The 18902-nt window shown below is 57.2% G+C and carries 13 protein-coding genes; 10 read left to right on the top strand and 3 right to left on the bottom strand.

Translation table 11 applies throughout. The features are described 5' to 3' along the window. Positions 1–18: 18 nt before the first annotated feature. The 3 genes from AC01ZF_RS00155 to AC01ZF_RS00145 all read left to right on the top strand — a co-directional run bounded on the left by AC01ZF_RS00155 (position 19) and on the right by AC01ZF_RS00145 (position 6681). Positions 19–2313 (top strand): ArnT family glycosyltransferase, encoded by a 2295-nt coding sequence (locus AC01ZF_RS00155; RefSeq protein ID WP_424674814.1) that lies wholly within the window; start codon positions 19–21, stop codon positions 2311–2313. 147 nt (positions 2314–2460) lie between these two features. Beyond that, positions 2461–4593 carry a hypothetical protein gene (locus AC01ZF_RS00150; protein WP_424674813.1) on the top strand — a complete coding sequence of 711 codons (2133 nt, stop codon included), beginning with the start codon at positions 2461–2463 and terminating at the stop codon, positions 4591–4593. Positions 4594–4638: 45 nt separating this feature from the next. Beyond that, a complete protein-coding gene (locus tag AC01ZF_RS00145) occupies positions 4639–6681 on the top strand; it encodes a tetratricopeptide repeat protein (protein ID WP_476575003.1) in 2043 nt (680 codons plus the stop codon). 232 nt (positions 6682–6913) lie between these two features. Here AC01ZF_RS00145 and AC01ZF_RS00140 read toward each other — a convergent pair whose 3' ends face one another. Continuing rightward, entirely contained in the window at positions 6914–10318 is a 3405-nt protein-coding gene (locus tag AC01ZF_RS00140; RefSeq protein ID WP_476575002.1) for an AfsR/SARP family transcriptional regulator, read from the bottom strand. A gap of 325 nt (positions 10319–10643) precedes the next feature. Here AC01ZF_RS00140 and AC01ZF_RS00135 point away from each other — a divergent pair, with 325 nt between their 5' ends. Further along, positions 10644–11861, top strand: coding sequence for a vWA domain-containing protein (locus AC01ZF_RS00135; protein ID WP_424674810.1), 1218 nt, complete (start codon positions 10644–10646; stop codon positions 11859–11861). Further along, a complete protein-coding gene (locus AC01ZF_RS00130) occupies positions 11858–12586 on the top strand; it encodes a tetratricopeptide repeat protein (protein WP_424674809.1) in 729 nt (242 codons plus the stop codon). The genes AC01ZF_RS00135 and AC01ZF_RS00130 overlap by 4 nt, the downstream gene beginning before the upstream one ends. A gap of 20 nt (positions 12587–12606) precedes the next feature. Here the strand turns inward: AC01ZF_RS00130 and AC01ZF_RS00125 are convergent, their stop codons facing one another. Then, positions 12607–13494 carry an alpha/beta fold hydrolase gene (locus tag AC01ZF_RS00125; RefSeq protein ID WP_428113332.1) on the bottom strand — a complete coding sequence of 296 codons (888 nt, stop codon included), beginning with the start codon at positions 13492–13494 and terminating at the stop codon, positions 12607–12609. 113 nt (positions 13495–13607) lie between these two features. On the opposite strand from AC01ZF_RS00125, the gene AC01ZF_RS00120 reads away from it, so the two are divergent. From AC01ZF_RS00120 to AC01ZF_RS00100, 5 genes are all read left to right on the top strand, one after another. Next, positions 13608–14654, top strand: a complete 1047-nt coding sequence (locus AC01ZF_RS00120) for a TAXI family TRAP transporter solute-binding subunit (RefSeq protein WP_424674807.1) — start codon at positions 13608–13610, stop codon at positions 14652–14654. A gap of 88 nt (positions 14655–14742) precedes the next feature. Then, complete coding sequence (locus AC01ZF_RS00115) at positions 14743–16896, top strand: TRAP transporter permease (RefSeq protein ID WP_476575001.1); 2154 nt, start codon at positions 14743–14745, stop codon at positions 16894–16896. Positions 16897–16916: 20 nt separating this feature from the next. Then, positions 16917–17228 (top strand): XdhC family protein, encoded by a 312-nt coding sequence (locus AC01ZF_RS00110; RefSeq protein ID WP_424674805.1) that lies wholly within the window; start codon positions 16917–16919, stop codon positions 17226–17228. Positions 17229–17266: 38 nt separating this feature from the next. Then, entirely contained in the window at positions 17267–17992 is a 726-nt protein-coding gene (locus AC01ZF_RS00105) for an XdhC family protein (RefSeq protein WP_428113337.1), read from the top strand. A gap of 65 nt (positions 17993–18057) precedes the next feature. Continuing rightward, the gene (locus AC01ZF_RS00100) at positions 18058–18321 is read left to right on the top strand and encodes a hypothetical protein (protein ID WP_424674803.1); all 264 of its coding nucleotides are present in this window, start codon (positions 18058–18060) and stop codon (positions 18319–18321) included. 142 nt (positions 18322–18463) lie between these two features. On the opposite strand, the gene AC01ZF_RS00095 is transcribed toward AC01ZF_RS00100, so the two are convergent. Further along, positions 18464–18775, bottom strand: a complete 312-nt coding sequence (locus AC01ZF_RS00095) for a hypothetical protein (RefSeq protein ID WP_424674802.1) — start codon at positions 18773–18775, stop codon at positions 18464–18466. Positions 18776–18902: the final 127 nt, after the last annotated feature.

Here is an 18902-nt window from a genome sequence, read left to right as displayed (position 1 = left end):
ACGTGTGGCATCATCAACGTGCGTATCTTTCACGATAATCGCTATACTCGACACTGGCCGTTGCTGGTGGCAATCCTGATTGGTATTGCCCTCCGGGTAGCACTGTGGGGCAATCTGCCACGGCTCGGTTTGATCTCCGACGAAGCTGAGTATCTGGCTGCTGCCGATTGGCTGGCCCACGGACGTGGTTTTGCGTGGCATAGCGGCTATCTCTGGACGCGGGCACCGCTCTATCCACTGTTTTTAGCAGCACATATCGTACTGTTCGGTCGGAACCTTGCGCCGATCTTTGTCAGTCAAACCTTGCTAAGCCTCCTGAACGTGGGGTTGGTCTATGTCCTCTCCCGGAAGCTCGGCGCTACACCGCTCGTGGCCGGTGGTGCCGCGTTCTTCAGCGCAATCGCGTTACCGCTGGTGATGTACCCGCAGTTTTTATTGAGTGAGACGCTGTTTATCAGTTTGTTGCTGATAGCGTTCTCCTTCTTAGCCGATCCACAGCGTCGACAGCGTGTGCTCATTGGTGGACTATTGCTGGGCTTGGCGACCCTAACGCGCGGCCTCCTACTCGGCTTTTTGCCACTGGCTGCGCTCTGGATCGGCTGGCGTGCCGGCGGCAACTGGCGTGAACGATTCATAGGAGCGCTACTGCCACTGCTAGCAGCAAGTATCCTCATTGGGCCGTGGGCACTCTACGCCTCGCGCACGTATGGCGGCTTGATCGTGATCGATACTACCGGTGCGTACAATCTGGCACTGGGTGGACGTACCGCTTACGACGGTGGTCGGAGCGATGCGCCCACGCGCAACTTTACCTTGGCCCTGCTCGATCCGTCACTCGATGACGCAACGCGCGCCACGCTGAGCGCCGGTTCGTGTCTCGCCCAAACCGGCGATCCACGCCTCAGCGCCGCATTGGCGAGACCGGTCACCGCGATCACGCAAGCCGAACGGCAACAACTGCTCAGTGCCGAAGGGTGGTGTCTGATCCGGGCAAAGCCGGCAGCATTTGTTAGAAAGACCCTGATCGAATTAGTTGATCTGTTTCAAATCAACTTTAGTGGCGATGAACGCCTCGCCGAAGGCTTTGCGTTAGGGCGGTTACCACGCTGGTATACGCTAGCGATGCTGTTGCTCGATGACACGCTCTACATCATCACTCTGCCACTGGCAGTGTTGGGATGGGCGGTGGTACGCCGGACCAATACCGGCGGGCCATTACTGGGCTTAATCGGGCTGTGGCTACTCTATAATCTGGCTGCTGCCCCGCTGTTATTTGCAATCAACCGCTTTCGCACCCCCTTGCTCCCATTCCTCTTTATCTTGGCCGCATTCGCGTGGGCGGCGCTCCCGCAGTGGCGACAATGGTTAAAAAGCCGGCAAACGCAATTGTACGCGGTGTTAGCGCTTGTCTTGTGGTTGGTTGCCGCTACGCCGTATGCCTACCTTGAACCTCGGTTACCGGACGCACCCTCACGCTGGGCGTCGTATTTTGGCCCATACCCATCGGCGATAGCAGCGGCGCAGATCGCGTGGCAACGCCGTCCACAGTATGAAGCAGTATCCCGCTTGGAGGCAGCGGTTGCTCACAATGATCTAACGGCGTGGACGCAAGCGCTGACCGATCCGGCGGTGCCGGCGTATGCACGAGCCGTAGCCGAGCCGTTGTTGGCGGCTCGCCTTGGGCAGCCTGAGCGGGGATTGGAACTCTTAGATCGGCGTCAGCCACTCTACCCATGGCAAGCTGCGATTATACGCGGCGAGTTATTGCGCCAGATGGGTGATTTGGCCGGCGCACGGCAGTGGCTCGGCCTGACTTTGGTCGATGACTGGAACCCGACGGCGTGGGCGTGGCGCTGGTTGCATCCACCCCGCTTGCCCGGCGACCGGATCGATCTGGCCGATGATAACGATCTTGGCTACATCGATGGTTTCTTTCTAGGTGAATACGATCCGGTGCTCGGTGCAACGGTGCGGTGGGCGAGCGAGACGAGCCGATTACGCTTTCCGGCAGCGGCTACCGGTCAGCCCCGCCAACTTTGCTTACGCGCAGCGGCGAACTGGCCACTCGATCTGCCGTTACCAACCGTGCAGGTGATGATCGGTGAGATGACAGTGGGTACGTTCATACCCAATCGTTCCTTGTACGAGTATTGTCTGCCGCTACCGGCGTTGCCGGCCGGTGACGAGTACGTAATCACGCTACTCAGCCCCGGCTTTGTGCCCGATGCGCTCGATCTGGTGCGCCGGCAAGGGCCGCAAGTGGGTCAGGTGCGGATTCTAGCTTTTCAGCTTGATTGGGCCGAGGTGCGGTGAGGTGCGGTGAGGGTACATTTGCAGGCCGCGATAGATTGCTCTTGGCTGTGGACGAGCAGATAGATTGCCCGTCATCATTGCCGGCGACTATAGGCAACGTCTTCGGATGAGTCACAGCCGATTATCAAGAGAAATGGTAATCCTTGCATGGACATCGACCGACAACCTGATCGTCGCTGGTGGGTAGCGGTAGCCTCACTCACAGCGCTGGCGCTGGTGATACGCCTGTTCGTTTGGCGCTGGCGCGAATTCTACCCATTGGGCGGCGATGAAGCTGAATACCTGGCGCAGGCCATCACCTTGTTGCAAGAGCGGCGCTACGTCGAGTTGCGTCTGATGCGGCCACCACTCTACCCGCTCTTCCTCGCCGCAACGATTGTGGTCGTCGACTCGTTGGTGCAAAACTTGCGGTTAGTACAGGCGCTGATCAGTACATTGACTGTGCCCCTGATCGCGCTGCTAGCGCGGACGCTCGCTCAGCGTAGTGCGCCGCAGATGCCACCCGCGTTTGCCCGCCGGGCCGGGCTGCTGGCCGGATTGCTGGCCGCCTTCAACTATACGCTGGCGGCCAACGCCACCGAATTATTGACCGAGACCCTCTTTTTGGCCGGCTTGAGTCTCCTATTCTGGCTAGTGCTCCGGCCAGCTCTGTCTTACCGTTTGGCGCTGATCGCCGGTCTGATCCTCGGTGCGCTCTGCCTGCTTCGCTCGGTAGCGTTGCCGCTGTTGCCACTAACAATGGGCTGGTGGTTGGTCAACGCCATACGTGCCGAGCACGTGCGCCGTGGATTTGGTCAAGCAGCACTGCTTTTGCTCGGATGTGCGCTGATGATCGGGCCTTGGACGGTACGCAACACGCTGACGTATGGCGGCGTGATCCTCATCGATACCACCGGAGCAGAAAATCTGTGGCTCGATAACGACCCTGCTGGGCGTGAAGCGGTAAAAGCACAGCTCTACGCACTCGGCGAAGACCGACTACTGCGGCAGCGTCTTGCCACCGAGCGCGGGATCGCGGTCATTACCGCCGATCCAGGCCGGTTCATCGCCAAAATGAGCCGCGAGCTGCGCCTCTTCTTTGCACTCGAACAGGTTGACGACATGCGGGCGCGTCCGGCAATTTGGGTATCGCCCGGAGAGATGGTGGCGCGGTTGGTGTTGGGGGATGGAATATGGGTACTCATGCTACTGACCGGCAGCTACGGGTTGGTGCGATGCTGGCAACCTACTTCGGCCACTCCAGAGGGTTTCTGGCGCTCACTGTGGCGCATCTTCGCCGATCCGCGTTGGCTGCTGGGCACGTGGGCAGCATATGTCCTGCTCACCACCTTAATCTTTCATGTCGAACTGCGTTATCGCTTACCGCTCTATCCGGTATTGCTGGCTTACAGTGGGATGGTCGGGGCGGCGCAATGGCCGATACCGTCGCGCATGTTGCCCCGATCACAGCCGGTAGCCTTGCTGATGCCCATACTGGCGCTGGCAATCACCCTCTGGCATGCCCCCTACCCCTGGCTCGGATGGCAGTTAGCCGCCAAGCATTGGTTACTCCGACAGGCGGAACAAGCGTTAGAACGGGGTGACTCGCGGACTGCGATTGCTGCGGCGCAACAGGCACTCTATCGCGATCAGCAGTCGGTCTTGGCGAGAGTAGCCCTCGCGCGGGCCGCTCTGCTTGACGGCGACCAACCAACCGCTTTACGCTGGCTCGATGAGGCAATCGCGGTGTTACCATCCCATCCCTATCCACACTTACTCCGCGGCGATCTCTTGCGGCAACAAGGTGATCTGATCACGGCTCGTGCTGAGTTAACTGCCTTTGCCACCACTTCACGCGAGGATTTGGCGACATGGCTCTGGGAACGGAGTGTCACGCCGCCACCGACAGTCTTGAATCTTGGTGACGGGCTTGATCTCGGTTTCATCCGCGGTATGCACCAACCCGCTGCCAATGAACACGGTTGGCGCTGGACAGGCGGGTGGGCACAGGTTCGGTTGACAGTACCGACCGGCGCGGAGACCATCGCCCTGACGGTGCGCAGTGGCCGACCTGACGGCAAGCCGGTGCGGATGTGGATCACCTTCACCAACGGCGCACAATATCCGTTTGTGGTAGGAGCGGATTGGCAGACGGTCACCATACCGCTCGTTTCGCGCGATCAACCTCGCACGGTCGTGGTATCGATCACATCACCAACCTTCTGGCCGCGCACCTACGATCCGGCAAGTCCTGATGGTCGTCGGCTAGGCGTGCAGGTGCGGCAGGTTGTAGTGCGTTAGACCGCGATAAGGGACGTTCGATTATACAACCTTCTCAGTTACCCTATGAAACGTGACACTCGGTGGATTATCGGGATTCTGGTACTGGCGGCGCTGATTCGCATCGCGCTCTGGTTGCAACCACTTCACTTGCCGGCTAACGATGAGGTCGAGTATCTCACCGTGGCTCGTGATCTGTTAAGCGGGAAGGGATGGAGCTTCTACGAACGTTACCACTGGTTACGGGCACCGCTCTACCCGCTCTGGCTAGCCGGATCGCTCTGGCTGGCCGGTGGTGACGTATGGTTAGCCGCACTTCCCAACATTGCGCTAAGTGTGCTCAACGTCTACCTCGTCTACCGTCTCTCCCAGGCAATTGGTGATACCCTCAACCCAGTCGTTCATCGTCTGGCCGCTTTCATTACCGCGATCCTGCTCACGAATGCCACCTTTGCCGCGCTATACATGAGCGAAACCCTCTTCACCACTCTCTTCAGCGCAGCGCTGTGGCTCCTCTTAGCGTGGCGACAGCGTGGCGCACGGTGGCCCGACTGGCGCATCTTCGTCGCCGGTGGGCTGTGGGGTTTAGCCCTCCTGACCCGCTCAATGCCGCTCTACTTCTCACTCGTCGTCGTTGGATGGATTGGGGTAGTCGCTGCCGGGCATTGGCATACCCTATTGCGTCGCCCGGCCACCATCCTGATCGGGGTCATCTTTGCCATCACCGCCCTTACCGTGGTTGCGCCGTGGACAATCCGCAACTGCCTCAGTTACCGTAGTTGCATTCTGATCGAGACCGGTCTCTCGTACAACCTGTGGGCATTCAACGAGCCACGTGAGGATATGGCAACCATCTTTCGGGTCCTCGAACAGATTCCCGACCCATCAGAGCGGGCAGCTTATGCGACTGCGCATGGGCTTGAGCGGTTACGCGAAGACCCGGCGATTATGCTGCGTAAGCTGTGGCCGAATTGGCTGGCGATTTGGCGTGTCAAAGCTATTCAAGACCGCTTTCTGCTCACAGACTACCGCGCCGATCCACCACCATTGCTCTTCCTCACTGCCCTGATGTTCGATGATCTGCTCTACGGATGTATCGCAGTGGGGGGAGTTGCGGCGATGGTCTATGCGGCAATCCGTAAACGAGCACCGGCCATCTTGTTCGTGCTTTGGCTTAGCTATTTCATTGCGGTATCGTTGGTCACCCACGGCGAAGGAAGGTACCGCCACTTCATCTTTTGCGCGCTCATTCCCTACGCGGCACGGGCGTGGCTGGTACTGCCCAACCTGCGCCGCTTGTCCCGGCCTGCATTGGCTGGAAGCTTGGTCGTTGTCGCTATCGTTAGTCTGTCGATCCTCATCGCTTATCACTGGGAATACGCTTGGCACGGTGCCGGGCGCAGCGTATGGCGTCTCCAAGGCGATCTCGCCCGTGCCACCGGTGATCTGTCACGGGCGATTGCGGCGTACCGGCAAGCATTAGCAGTGCAACCAACCCCCGACGGCTATCTAGCTCTTGGGCATGTCTTACGTGCGCAGGGTGACAGTGATGGCGCTATCGCTGCCTATCGAGCCGCCGTGCGCAGCAACATCCTCTATCCGTTGCCCTACGTCCATCTCGGCGACATCTTGCGTGAACGGGGTGATGAGAGTGCAGCACGGCAAAGCTACCGTCCGCAATACGTCAGTGAACAAACCTTACTCGATCTCGCATGGCGCGAGACTAGCCCGGTGGCGCAACCGGTGATTGATGTCGGCGGCGGGCTGGACTTCGGCTACCTGCATGGCTTCTATCCAGCCGAATCGTTAGCCGGTTCATCAGCACGCTGGACGGGAGCGGTCGCGCGCATCCGGCTCCCGGCGACTGTGCGGATGGTGCGGCTACGGGTGGCGGCCCTACGCCCCGATGCGCCGGTGAAGGGTCACATCTGTGTCGAAGGCAACTGTCAGGTGTTTCGGCTCGGTATTGAATGGCGCTGGCTGATCGTCTCCTTGCCGCCAGTGACAATGGGCGAAGGGTTGCGCGAAATTGAGCTACGAGTAGTGCCTTGGTCGGCCCCTGATGGGCGTGCGTTGGGAATGGTGGTGGATGTGGTGGAGACACGGTAACGCAAAGGACGGTAACGCAAAGACGCAGAGGGCGCAAAGACGCAGAGGGCGCAAAGACGCAGAGGGCGCAAAGACGCAGAGGGCGCAAAGACGCAATTGCACGGCGGTGCGACCCCGAACGCATATTCCTTGATCGGTCAAGCCGGCTCATACCGATGAGTACAAACGAGCTAGATGTCAAGGCGGTGATATGTTCTGATCAGGCTGCCGTCGGATGATGTGCCGTCGCTATTTAGCCGGCAGTCATGATCAGACGGTTGAACTCAGCGTTCAAAAAGATTGTACGGTTGGTCTGATCGCTTAACCGGTTGGCCCGTTCACGCACCACGTTGCGTGCTAGCTCGAGAACAGCCTCAGCCCGCGGGTCGTGATTAGCCACGAGCGCCTGATACGCCGTCCAATAGATCCGGAGTGTCTCTTCAGCACCGTAGAGATGGCCGCCGGCCAGCAGGTGTTCGACAATCGGTGTAGCGCGGCGTAATGCCTCTGCGGCATCGTTGCGGGTTAGCGCGACACGGGTCAGACCCGCCTGCGATTCGAGCACGAGTACAGGGTAGTTGATCTGTTGGCGAATCGTTTTGGCTTGATGGTAGGCCTGCTCAGCCTCATCGAGACGGCCCAGCGCAAGTAAGGCATGGCCTTGAAAATCGTACCCGTAAGCTCGCAGATCGGGAAGATGTACGGCTTGTTCGGTGGCGCTGCGTGCGTAGGCAAGAGCTAGCTCATGGCGATGGTTGTGGTGCGCGTGCAAGCTTAAATTGGCCAGTATCACCGTGTGATGTTTGGTATTACCCACTTTGTCGCAAAGCGCCATTGCAATCTGCGTGTGGGTGAGTGCTTGTTCGTAGTGTCCCATCTGGTCGTAAGAAATACCGAGATTGATGTGCGCTACTAATTCAGCATCAAGATTACCGCATTCACGTGCCAGCACCAATTCTTGCCAATAGTAGCGTTGAGCTTGTTCATAATCGCCACGTGCATCAGCGTTTTGCGCCAGTAAATCAAGCACATTGGTTTGATGATACGTCAAACGAAGCTGCTGATAGATGGTCAGTGCCTGTTGTAGATAGTGCTCGGAGTCGGCAAAATTGCCTATCGTACTGAAGACCGCGCTGAGGGACTCGTAGCAATGAGCGATCATGACGTACTGATGAGCTTGTTCGGCCAGTTCCCGCGCCTGCTGGGCATACGCGATGGCCATCTCGTTCCGGCCAGCGTGAAGTTCAAGCCAACTCATCAGCCGCCAGTATGCGCTTTCCATCACGTACAGTTCGTTCAGCGGCATAGTAATCTGCTGATCGAGCACTTTACGGAGGCGGTCGAGTGTGGCACGACCGCTGGCGTTATATCTTCCGGTGCTCTGGAGCGTGCCAAGCCGTAAGAGTGCGTTCGCCAGGAGTTGTCGGTCGGCCAATTGCTCGGCCAGGGTAACTGCTTCCTGAAGCATCGCCTCGCTAGCCTGTCCACTGGTGCGTAAGCGTTGCAAAGTCGCTTGACCGATCAGCAATCTCACTCGTAGCCACTTGGTTTCCGGTTGGTCAGGCTGACTGACATAAGCCAGACTCTGCTGAAATCGCTCAAGACCATCAAAGAACCGTCCACTGAGGTAAAACAGAGCTTCGTAGGCGGGCACGGCAGCGCTGACTCGATCCCACGCCCCATGGGTTAACGCCCAGTACCATGCGGCTTCAATGTCCTTCGAGCTGGCGAGGAGTCGCTCACGGATGACAAAGCTATCGGCGCCTTGCATAGCGTGATATGCACCGGCCAGCCAATCCAGAAACCATTCAGCGTGGCGATGGTGGGCTATATCTGCAATGGTGGGATCAAAATTGCTCAGCAGCCGTTCGCCGGCCCATTGGCGCACATGCTCGTGGAGCCACACCGTTCCATCATCGAGCCGACGGGCCAAGGCAAGATCGAATAGTTCGACTAATGCCTCCTCGCTACCGATAATCGCTTGTGCTGCTGCCAGCGGGCATGGCGCATGCACTACACTCAACATCGCCAGTGCCTGCCGACTGGTTGCCGTCAAGGTTTGCCATGTCGAAGCCAGGATTGCAGAGAGGCTGCGGTGACGCGCCGCTGCATCGGCGAGAGGGTTGTGCAGCATCTTGATGCGCTGCTGCATTGTTTGCCGCAATTCGGGCAAATTCATGGTGTGCAGCGCAGCCGCGGCTAGCTCAATTCCCAACGGCATCCCATCGAGATCGGCGCAGATATGTTCAATATCGGCTAGCGCCAACTGACCTTCGCCGGTGACGCCGCTGCGTTGGGCTAATGCGATAAACATCTGCGCACTCAGACTCGGTTCTGCCGTAGTAGTTTTGGTAGAAAGTGGCCCGAGCTTAAGTATCTGCTCGCGGCGTAGGTGCAGCGGCTGGCGGGATGTCACCAACACGACGCAGTCGGGTGCGGCAGTGAGCAGTTCGTTGATAAATAAATTGGCAGCGGCGACGTGCTCGAAACTGTCGCAGACCAGCAGATAGGCGCGTGATTGTAATGCAGCAATGATCTGCACCGGCAGCGGATAATGGTCATTGACTTCGATATGACAGGCAGTGGCGATAGCGCGGGCCAATGACGCGGTTGCATCGTTGTTGGTCATCTCCGCACCATCCTCTGGATGCAAAAAGATATATCGTGCGCCATCGCGAAATGCATACTGCATCAGATGGGCGGCCCGCAGTGCCAGTCGGGTTTTGCCGATCCCACCGGCCCCAATAATGGTGATCAGTTGGAGACCGGCTTGATTCAGCCAGTCGATCAGGGTGGCGACCTCCCGTTCTCGTCCGATGAGTGGCAATCGATTGATAGCATCGGCTTGGTGTTGTGACGGTAGAATCGGCTCAATAAAATGAGCGAGTTGGCCGGTACGAATGGATTCCGCGAGCTGTTTGGTCTCGTCCTCTGGTTCGATGCCGAATTCGTGTTGCAAAAGATTGTAGCAGTTCTGATACTGTGCTAGCGCCGCCGTGCGCTTCCCTTGACGGGCGAGGGCAACCATCAGTTGACGATGTGCCGCTTCACACCATGGTTCAAGCTGTAATTGCCGGCCAGCGTAGTCCTGCGCAGCCCTCCAATCACCTACACGTAGGGCATATTCGGCCAGATGTCCATCCACCTCGATGGCGGCTCGATGCATCGTTTCACTTTGATGGGTTATCCATGCGAGCAACGGTTCACTTTCAGGGGGCATTCCGGCCAGTAATGCACCTCGGTAGAGCATAGCAGCTCGGTGCAGATGCGCTTGACAGATTGGGCAGCCGGCGGCAGAGCGGTGAGGATGGTTGCGAACCGTTGTGACGGTCTGGAGAAACTCTAGTGCATCAATGTGCCAGTCGCTGGAGAGGTTGAGAGTGACGGTAGCAGGATCGGTAATCAGCGTGTTTAGGGTTGAACCTATGGCCTGCCGGATGCGGCTGAGCGTAACGCGCAACGCATTTTGCGCAGCGCTCTGCGGCTTGTCTGACCAGAGCAACGTAGCGAGGGTTTCACGGCGAACGGCTTGCTTTTGGTGAAAACACAGCCACGCAAAGAGAATTCGTGCACTGTCGGTTTGGAATGCCCCATTGAGTGAGACACCATTGCGCCGAACGTCGAAACCGCCAAGAAGTTGAACGTGCCATGTTGTCATGACGGTAACGGGATAGATCTTATCAACATAGCTTGATTATACAATCTATCGGTACGTATCGCCAATAGTTCCGCCTGTGTGGATGGGTCACCACCCGCCGGCCCCACCTTGGCGCTCTTTGCGTCTTTGCGTCTTTGCGTCTTTGCGTCTTTGCGTCTTTGCGTCTTTGCGTCTTTGCGTTACAGAAACACGACAAGCACCAACGGCGCCACGCTGGGGCCGGCCCCACCTTGGTGATCTTTGCGTCTTTGCGTTAGCATCCGACGCTGTTGGGTCTGTGCTACAATTACTCACGCAGGCTATTGGCTAACCAAGAACAACGGCTATGATCCAAACGTCCTCTACCTCCGGCGGTAACCTACTCGGACACATTGTCAGCTTTGGCTATCTGCTGCGTGAAATGGGCATCCCGGTCAGCCCCGGCCAGATCGTCGAGCTAATCGAAGCTATCGAGCACGTCGGTTTGCTCCATCGCGAAGATTTGCGGGCTACAATGCGCTGCATGCTGGTGCTGCGCCGCGAAGATTTGCCGCTATTCGACGCAGCCTTCGAGTTTTTTTGGAAAAAAGCGCTCGGCATCGATCTCGAACGAGAGATGATGCAGATGCTGCTCCCGCAGGTTAAGATTCCGCGTCGTCAGCTTCGTTTACCACGCCGCCAACCCGTCGCCGATGATGCCGATGCAGCGGAGGGTCAAGAACGGGAAGAGATCGAGATCCAACTTACCTTTAGTCGGGATGAGGCGTTGCGTACCAAAGACTTTGCGCAGTGTACGTGGGAAGAGGTACAAGCCTGCAAAGAGCTGATCCGGCGAATGGAATGGCGGATTCAACCGCGCCGTACCCGGCGTCGTCGCCCAGCCCGCGCTGGTCGCTTGCTTGACATGCGCCGTACCCTGCGTCAGAGCTGGCGCTTTGGCGGTGAGCCGCTGACATTATCGTGGCATGATATTCGTACTGAGCCGCGTCCACTGGTGTTGATCTGCGACATCTCGGGCAGTATGGAACGCTACTCGCGCATTCTACTTCAGTTCGCGCATGCCATCTCGGCCGGTTTAGGCGATGTTGAAACGTTCGTGTTCGGGACACGGCTGACTCGCATTACTCGTCAGTTACGCCACAAGGATATTGATGATGCGATCGATGCGGTGAGCAAGCACGTGGTCGATTGGAGCGGTGGTACACGCATTGGCGAAGCTATTAAGGAGTTCAATTTTCGCTGGGGCCGACGGGTACTTGGACGTAGCCCGGTGGTGGTGTTGATCAGCGATGGCTGGGATCGTGGCGATCCTGAGCTGCTGGCACGTGAGATGGATCGGTTACAACGCTCGTGCCATCGGCTGATCTGGCTGAATCCACTCCTCGGGGCACCCGGCTATGAACCGTTGACGGTGGGGATGCAGGCTGCCCTCCCGTTCGTTGATGATTTTCTGCCGGTGCATAATTTGGTCAGTTTAGAGCAGCTCGGTGCGAAACTAGCGACGCTGGGTGCGCAGCGTCCACCGCGCCGACAGCGCATAACCACGACGCGAGGAGTGCAATGAGTGATCCTGATCAATTGAAGGCTGAAGCCGATGCTTTGATTGCTCGTGGCAAGGCTCTTATCGCTACCGACTTGCCACAAGCAACCGATTTGCTTAATCAGGCGGTCAGGCTCTATTGGGCGGCAGGCGAGTACTATAGTGCGGCAGCCCAGACCGGCAACTACGGTTGGGCCTTGCGGCGCATGGGTCGTCCCGATCTGGCCCGCCCCTACCTTGCGCGCGCCGCCGAGATCTTTGCCGATTTGGGATTGGCCGATTTCGCCGAGCGTCATCGTGCTGCGGCCGAAGATATCGCCGCCGATCTGACACCGGAGTTTCTTGCTAGTCTGCCCCTGGCAGTGCGCCAGGCGCTCGAGCAAGGAGATGGCGCACTGCTGCAATTTGCCATTAATACGCTGCCACCCGATCAGCAACAAATGATCATCGACCGTTTGTCTGCCATTGGCCTGATCAGTCTCGCCGAGAGTGCAGAAGATGCAACCCACGCTGTGCAACAGTTTGAACCATTGTTACAAGCAATTGTGGCGGTGGCACGCGGTGATGAGAGCGAGCGACCTGATGTCGAGCGTGCGTTGGATGATCTTGAACGTAAGGGCTGGCGCATTCGTAAAGCTGTGCGTCAGATCTGGCAGGGTGAGCGTCGCCGGCAGCGCTTGACCTATGGCCTCGATGAGGTTGATACAGCGATTGTGCACCGAATACTTGATTTGCTGAATGTTCCGTAATCGTTCGCTACTGCTGATTGCTACTCGGCCAAAAATGACTGGAGCGCGGCGAGGGTTTCTGCCGGTGCCTCTTCAGGCAGAAAATGCCCACCGGGGACACTGTGACCCTGCACATCGACGGCATATTGGCGCCATACCTCAAGCACATTGTATTTTCGATCGACAAAGCCATCGGCTCCCCAGAGCACCAACAACGGACACCTCACCTTGCGTCCGGCGCGGACATCTTCGTCATCGTGCGTGAGATCGATGCTGGCTGCCGCCCGGTAATCGGCACAACTGGCAGCGATGGTGGCCGGATTACGAAAACAGCGCAGGTATTCAGCGACAGCCGTCGCAGTGAAGGCAGTCGGTGCGCGGCCCCAGTGTGCCAGCTTACTCCGCAACCAGAACTCGGGATCGGCACCGATCAGCCGTTCGGGGAGCGGTGCAGGTTGGATGAGAAAGAACCAATGGTAGTAGGCAGTGGCAAATTCGCGGTCGGCAGTCAGGTACATATGATGCGTCGGTACAATATCGAGCACGGCAGCGCGCATAATGCGATCGGGATGATCGAGACACATCCGATGCGTTACTCGTGCCCCGCGGTCGTGACCAACGACGGCAAAGTGGAGAAAACCCAACCGTTCCATTAACTCCACCATATCCGCCGCCATCGCTCGCTTGCTGTAGGTGAGATGTGCCGGATCATCAACCGGCTTATCGCTATCGCCGTAGCCACGCAGATCGGCTGCAACGACGGTAAACGATTCTGCCAATGCCGGTGCAATCGCATGCCACATGGCATGGGTTTGTGGGTAACCGTGCAAGAGCAGCAGTGGCGGCCCACTACCGCCAATCGCACCGGCAATCGTCATACCATCGGTGATTGTTTGGCGGAACGGCGCGTGTCCCTTAATGATTGTCATACCATACCCTTTATCATTGTCAAATTCTTCCCCACAATGGTTTTCATATCAGTTATAATCCATTTTATCTGACATCAGCTCGCTCGTTGATTACAAGCAAAGGAGGAAACGACGTGGTTTCTACTATGCGCGTGATCGGACTGCTACTCGTGGTGTTGCTGGTGAGTGCGTGTGGTACCTCATCGACAACCACTGCACCAACCGCAGCGCCTATCGAGCAGACACAAGCCACTGCTGCGGCACCTGCTCCTGCACAGACTCTTCGCTATGCCTTCGGTGGCGGACCGGTAGGTGGCGTGTTTCAAGTGTATGCCGACGTACTTTCGCTGATTATTAAAGAGAAAGTGCCCGGTGTTGATATTACGGCAGAAGGCACCGGTGGTTCAGCCGAGAATTTACGCTCGGTAAATGCAGGTGATCGCCAGTTTGGGATCGTCTATTCAGGAGATGTAGCTCTCGGTGCACTTGGCCAGTTACCCGACGATCCAACTGTCTACGATAAGGTGATGCCGGTAGCACCACTGTATGGCGGTGTCGCTCATTTGGTGGTATCGGAAGCCAGTGGCATTAACTCGGTGAACGATCTCGTCGGCAAGCGGATTGCGCTCGGTAATGCCGGTTCGGGAGCCGCCTTGAGTGCTGAACGCTATTTCAAAGCGCTCGGTTTGTTCGACAAGATCAAGATCGAATACCTCGGCTATTCGCAGGCAGCCGCGGCCATGGCTGACGGCCAACTGGATGGGTTCTGGGTGCTGGCTGGCTTCCCCAACGCTTCGGTGCGTGAGGCAGCGGCAGCAACCAAGATCAAATTGATCGATATCTACACGCCGGGTGTGGAAGGTGGTTTCTTCCAGCAGTATCCCTTCTACTCGCAACGTATGCTGACCGGTGGCGCGTATGATGGTGTTCCTAATGACGTGCCGAGTTTCCAAGATACAGCGTTGTGGGTGGCCAATGCCGATGTACCGGAAGACATCGTCTATCGGGCGCTGAAAGCAGTCTATCTCGAAGGCGGGTTGGATCGGCTGCGCGAGGCGCATCCTTCGGCTAAGGAGATGGGACTGGAAATAGGTATTACCGGTATTGCCAATAAACTGCATCCCGGTGCAGTCAAGTTCTGGACCGAACAAGGGGTGCAGATTCCCGATAATCTGAAGTAAGCCAATCGACAACGGGCGAGCTGATGGAGGGCAGGAGGGAGCACCGACATGACTCCCTCCGGTACCGTCTTATGGTAAAGAGGTTGATATGGCTGAAGTAAAACGATCCGAAGATGGCATACTGCCGACCGGCGACGAGATCGATCAGGAAAAGGTTCGTCAGTACCTCGAACAAGAAGAGAAACCCACACGGATGCTAGGCCGCTTTTGGAGCGCCGTTGTGGCGCTGATTGCGGTTGGAATGGCCGGTTTCTATATTTATACCGCTGGAACTCTCCCGGCGCCGGTACAGTGGCAGCGTGGTATCTATGTCATGCTGACCTACATTCTCGTGCTACTGCTCTACCCGGCCGTCGGCAAGAAGAGTCCGTTGCAACCGTGGCTGAACCGTTTGGCTGAGCGGATGCCGGCTCCGTTACGCACGATCATCATGCCGCGTGGTGGGCCAACGATTATCGATCTCGTGCTCATCGTGGTCACAGTTTTGGTCGTTGGCTATTTCATTCTGAACTATCCGGCGCTGCAACGGCGGGCCGGCGCGTATAATCCAACCGACTTTACCGTCAGCGTGATCGGGTTGATTATCTCGCTCGAAATTGCTCGGCGTGTCCTCGGTTGGTCGATGACGCTGATTGGTCTCTTTTTCATCCTTTATCTGCGGTTTGGTTTTGTGCTCTACGATATTCCCATTTTAGACACGTTTGCCCATCGTGGTCAGCCATGGCAACGGGTGGCGACGGTGCTGTTCCTCGACCAAGAGGGTGTATTCGGCGTGATGGCCAACGTGCTGGTCAGTTACGTCATTCTGTTCATCTTTTTTGGCGCTTTTCTCAATAAAGCCGGTGCCAGTCGCTTTTTCATCGATCTGCCGCTCGCTTTAGCCGGGCGGAGTACCGGTGGACCGGCCAAGGTTGCTGTCCTTTCATCGGCGTTGTTTGGTTCAATTTCAGGGAGTGCAATTGCCAATACGGTCAGCACCGGTACCTTTACCATTCCGATGATGAAACGGGCCGGTTTCCGGCCTCACGTGGCCGGTGCGATTGAGCCGTCAGCTTCGATTGGTGGAGCGTTTATGCCCCCGGTCATGGGTGCCGGTGCGTTTTTGATGTCTGAATTGACTAATACACCCTATTCAGTGATTGTAGCGATTTCGATTGTACCGGCGATCCTCTACTTTCTCTCGGTCTTGACAATGGTGCATTTCGAGGCCAAGAAGTTCGGTCTTACCGGCATTAAAACCGAGCAGACCGCGTGGCAGATCATCCGCCACGAATGGTATCTGGCGCTGCCGTTGGTGGTCGTTATTGTGATGCTGGCTCGTGGCTTCTCGCCCGGCTATGCCGCGTTCTGGTCGATCTTGTCGTGTATTCCACTGATGTATCTGTTGCCGGAAAATGTGGCTGATTTTAAGAATCCGGCTGCTCAAGGTGGGACGCTCGTCAATGCGTTTTTGCGCAGTACGGTGCGTGTGATCAAGGCGATTAATGAGGCAATTCAAAAAGGTGTGCGCGATACGTTAGTGATCGGCGCGACGGTCGGCGTGATCGGGATGATCGTCGGGACGATTTACGCTACCGGTGTCGGTCAGCGCTTCGCTAACATTATCGTTAGTCTGAGCGGTGGCAATATTTTAGCTGCTGTGGCTTTGATCGGATTTGCCTCGTTATTGCTCGGTATGGGCGTACCGGTAACAGCATCGTACCTGATTACCGCCGTGATCGCGGTCCCGGCATTGACGAACCTCGGGGTCGCCCTGTTGGCTGCGCATATGATCGTCTACTGGTTTAGCCAAGACAGCAACATCACCCCACCGGTGTGTGTAGCAGCGTATGCTGGAGCAGCAATTGCCGGCGCCGATCCGTGGAAGACGGGATGGACATCGTTTAAGTTTGCCAAGCTGCTCTATGTCATGCCCATTCTCTTTGCCTTTACCCCGGAAATACTGATAATCGGTTCGAGTGGTCAGCCGCTCGTCGATGTAGAATGGAGTAAAGTGGCGATGTCGTGGTTCTCGGCCACGCTTGGTACCATTGCCTTCTCGGCAGTATCGATGTTCTACCTTGTGCGTAAGACGAATTGGTGGGAATGGATTGTCGCCGCGGTTGGGACATTTCTCTGCTTCTGGCCGAGCTTACTGACCGATCTGGTCGGAGTGATGCTGGTCGGTGGGGTGTGGTTGTGGCAGTGGTACGATGTGCGCCGCCAGCGCCAGGCAAAGATGCAGTCAAGTATGGCTGATTAGTTTGCGGAGGGTGATGCACAATGCACGATATTATCGACGCAATTGATCGGTGGCTGGCCCGTGGCGAACGGGTAGCGATTGCGACGGTTGTGCGCACGATGGGGTCATCGCCACGGCAAGTGGGTGCGAAGATGGCGGTCTCGTCGAGTGGTGCAATGGTCGGTTCGGTCAGTGGTGGTTGTATCGAAGGTGCGGTGTTTGAGGCCTGCCAAGAGGCAATCGCGACCGGACAAGCGCGCTTACTCCATTTCGGTGTCACTGATGAGACGGCGTGGGATGTAGGGTTAGCTTGTGGTGGTACGATTGATGTGCTGGTCGAGCCGTTGCGTTAGCGCCGCGATCTCTACGATCACTATCGGAGCGAGAAAGCATGATGGGTACTATTTACGAACTAGTGCGTGATGCGGTGCGTAACGGTCGCTCGTTGGCGACGATTACGGTGCTGGCGGGAGGGCCGGTTGGCGCGAAGATGGCCTGCACCCCGGACGGACAGACGTTCGGTGATCTCGGCGATCCTACGCTCACGGCGCAGGCGGTGCAAGCAGCGTTACCGTTGCTGGCGCAAGGCGAAACTCAAACTGTCGCATTGTCGCCTGAGGTGATGATTTTTGTCGAGAGTTTTGCCCCACCACCGACGCTGTTTATGGTCGGAGGTGTGCATATCAGCATTGCTCTAGCCGCAATGGCGAAGGTAGTCGGTTTTCGGACCGTCGTGATCGATGCCCGTGAAGCATTTGCCACCGACGAGCGGTTTGGTCATGTTGATGAATTAATCATCGCATGGCCTGATGAGGCGTTAGCCGGGCGGCTCGATGCGCGCAGCAGTGTGGCAGTGCTCACCCACGATCCCAAGCTCGACGATCCGGCGTTGCGGGTTGCTTTACGCTCGCCGGCGCGCTACATTGGCGCATTGGGCAGCCCAAAAACGCATACTCGCCGCCTCGAACGGTTGGCTGCCGAGGGATTTACCCCGGAAGAGCTGGCCCGCATTCATGGCCCAATTGGGCTACCGATTGGAGCCAAGACGCCGGAAGAGATCGCGCTAAGTATACTTGCCGAGGTCGTGCAGGTTGCCCGCCAAGGTGGACGCAGATAGGTGATGGCCGGGGCAGATACGATCTCTGTCTCACCGAACAATTGTGGCAACGTGAGGAATAAACCATGCCAACCCTTGATCGGCATCAAGCGCGCCTGTTGTACGAAGGGGCACAAGCTCTGGTACGTGGTGATAAAGCGCGCGCCCGTGAACTGTTACTCGAATTGGTCGAGCTGAACGAACAGATCCCGGAAGCGTGGCTTTGGTTGAGCGGTGCAGTTGATGATCCTGAGGATCAGCGGGTAGCTCTCGAAAACGTATTGGCACTCGACCCCGATAATCCCTACGCGCAAGAAGGTCTAGCCTATCTCGATACCCAATCGCGTTAAGAAGTAGGGGCAAGGAGAGACAGCCGGCAAGGACGTGCTGCCTGTGAAGAAGCGCACGACCGGCGGGGATGCGGACAACCGACGGAGAGGCACAGCCGGCGGGGACGCGCACAGCCGTGCGTTCTCCCCTTGACATACTAGCTCAAATCTGTCCCACCCAATACGTATGCCGACTCACCGTCACCATCCCACGCACCGTAATACCATCAACCGGTACAACTTCGGCCTCGTTCACCAACACCAACGTTGGTTCTACCCCAGGGAAGCGAGCCTTGTAAGCGTTAATCGCCGCGGCAATCTTCTGCACTACCAGGGTTTTGGGATTGTCATCGTACCACATCAAAAAAGGTGGCTGCCGACGAAACGTGAATTCGCTCGATTGAGCAGGTGTTGCCGTTGAAGAGTTGATAGCAGCAGGTGATGGAGTAGCTGGAGTTAGTGATTTGCGCGCCATAACCGATCTCTCTTTCTGATAGCATTTCGACAATGGCAAACGATAATGTCGGCGGTGGAGGCTGCTCTCAGTGACACACCTCGGCGATCTTAGCGGCCTTTGCGTTAGTATACCAGAACATATGTTC

Source organism: Chloroflexus sp. (genome assembly GCF_056331925.1).
The sequence above is the reverse complement of the archived record's forward strand: the minus strand, read 5'-3'. Positions and strand labels throughout refer to the sequence as shown.

What these genes read in the sequence shown, in the direction of transcription:
- AC01ZF_RS00140 (WP_476575002.1), bottom strand. Translation starts at nt 10,318, where the DNA reads ATGACAACATGGCACGTTCAACTTCTTGGCGGTTTCGACGTTCGGCGC.
- AC01ZF_RS00135 (WP_424674810.1), top strand. Translation starts at nt 10,644, where the DNA reads ATGATCCAAACGTCCTCTACCTCCGGCGGTAACCTACTCGGACACATT.
- AC01ZF_RS00100 (WP_424674803.1), top strand. Translation starts at nt 18,058, where the DNA reads ATGCCAACCCTTGATCGGCATCAAGCGCGCCTGTTGTACGAAGGGGCA.
- AC01ZF_RS00110 (WP_424674805.1), top strand. Translation starts at nt 16,917, where the DNA reads ATGCACGATATTATCGACGCAATTGATCGGTGGCTGGCCCGTGGCGAA.
- AC01ZF_RS00150 (WP_424674813.1), top strand. Translation starts at nt 2,461, where the DNA reads ATGGACATCGACCGACAACCTGATCGTCGCTGGTGGGTAGCGGTAGCC.
- AC01ZF_RS00095 (WP_424674802.1), bottom strand. Translation starts at nt 18,775, where the DNA reads ATGGCGCGCAAATCACTAACTCCAGCTACTCCATCACCTGCTGCTATC.
- AC01ZF_RS00115 (WP_476575001.1), top strand. Translation starts at nt 14,743, where the DNA reads ATGGCTGAAGTAAAACGATCCGAAGATGGCATACTGCCGACCGGCGAC.
- AC01ZF_RS00145 (WP_476575003.1), top strand. Translation starts at nt 4,639, where the DNA reads ATGAAACGTGACACTCGGTGGATTATCGGGATTCTGGTACTGGCGGCG.
- AC01ZF_RS00105 (WP_428113337.1), top strand. Translation starts at nt 17,267, where the DNA reads ATGATGGGTACTATTTACGAACTAGTGCGTGATGCGGTGCGTAACGGT.
- AC01ZF_RS00125 (WP_428113332.1), bottom strand. Translation starts at nt 13,494, where the DNA reads ATGACAATCATTAAGGGACACGCGCCGTTCCGCCAAACAATCACCGAT.
- AC01ZF_RS00130 (WP_424674809.1), top strand. Translation starts at nt 11,858, where the DNA reads ATGAGTGATCCTGATCAATTGAAGGCTGAAGCCGATGCTTTGATTGCT.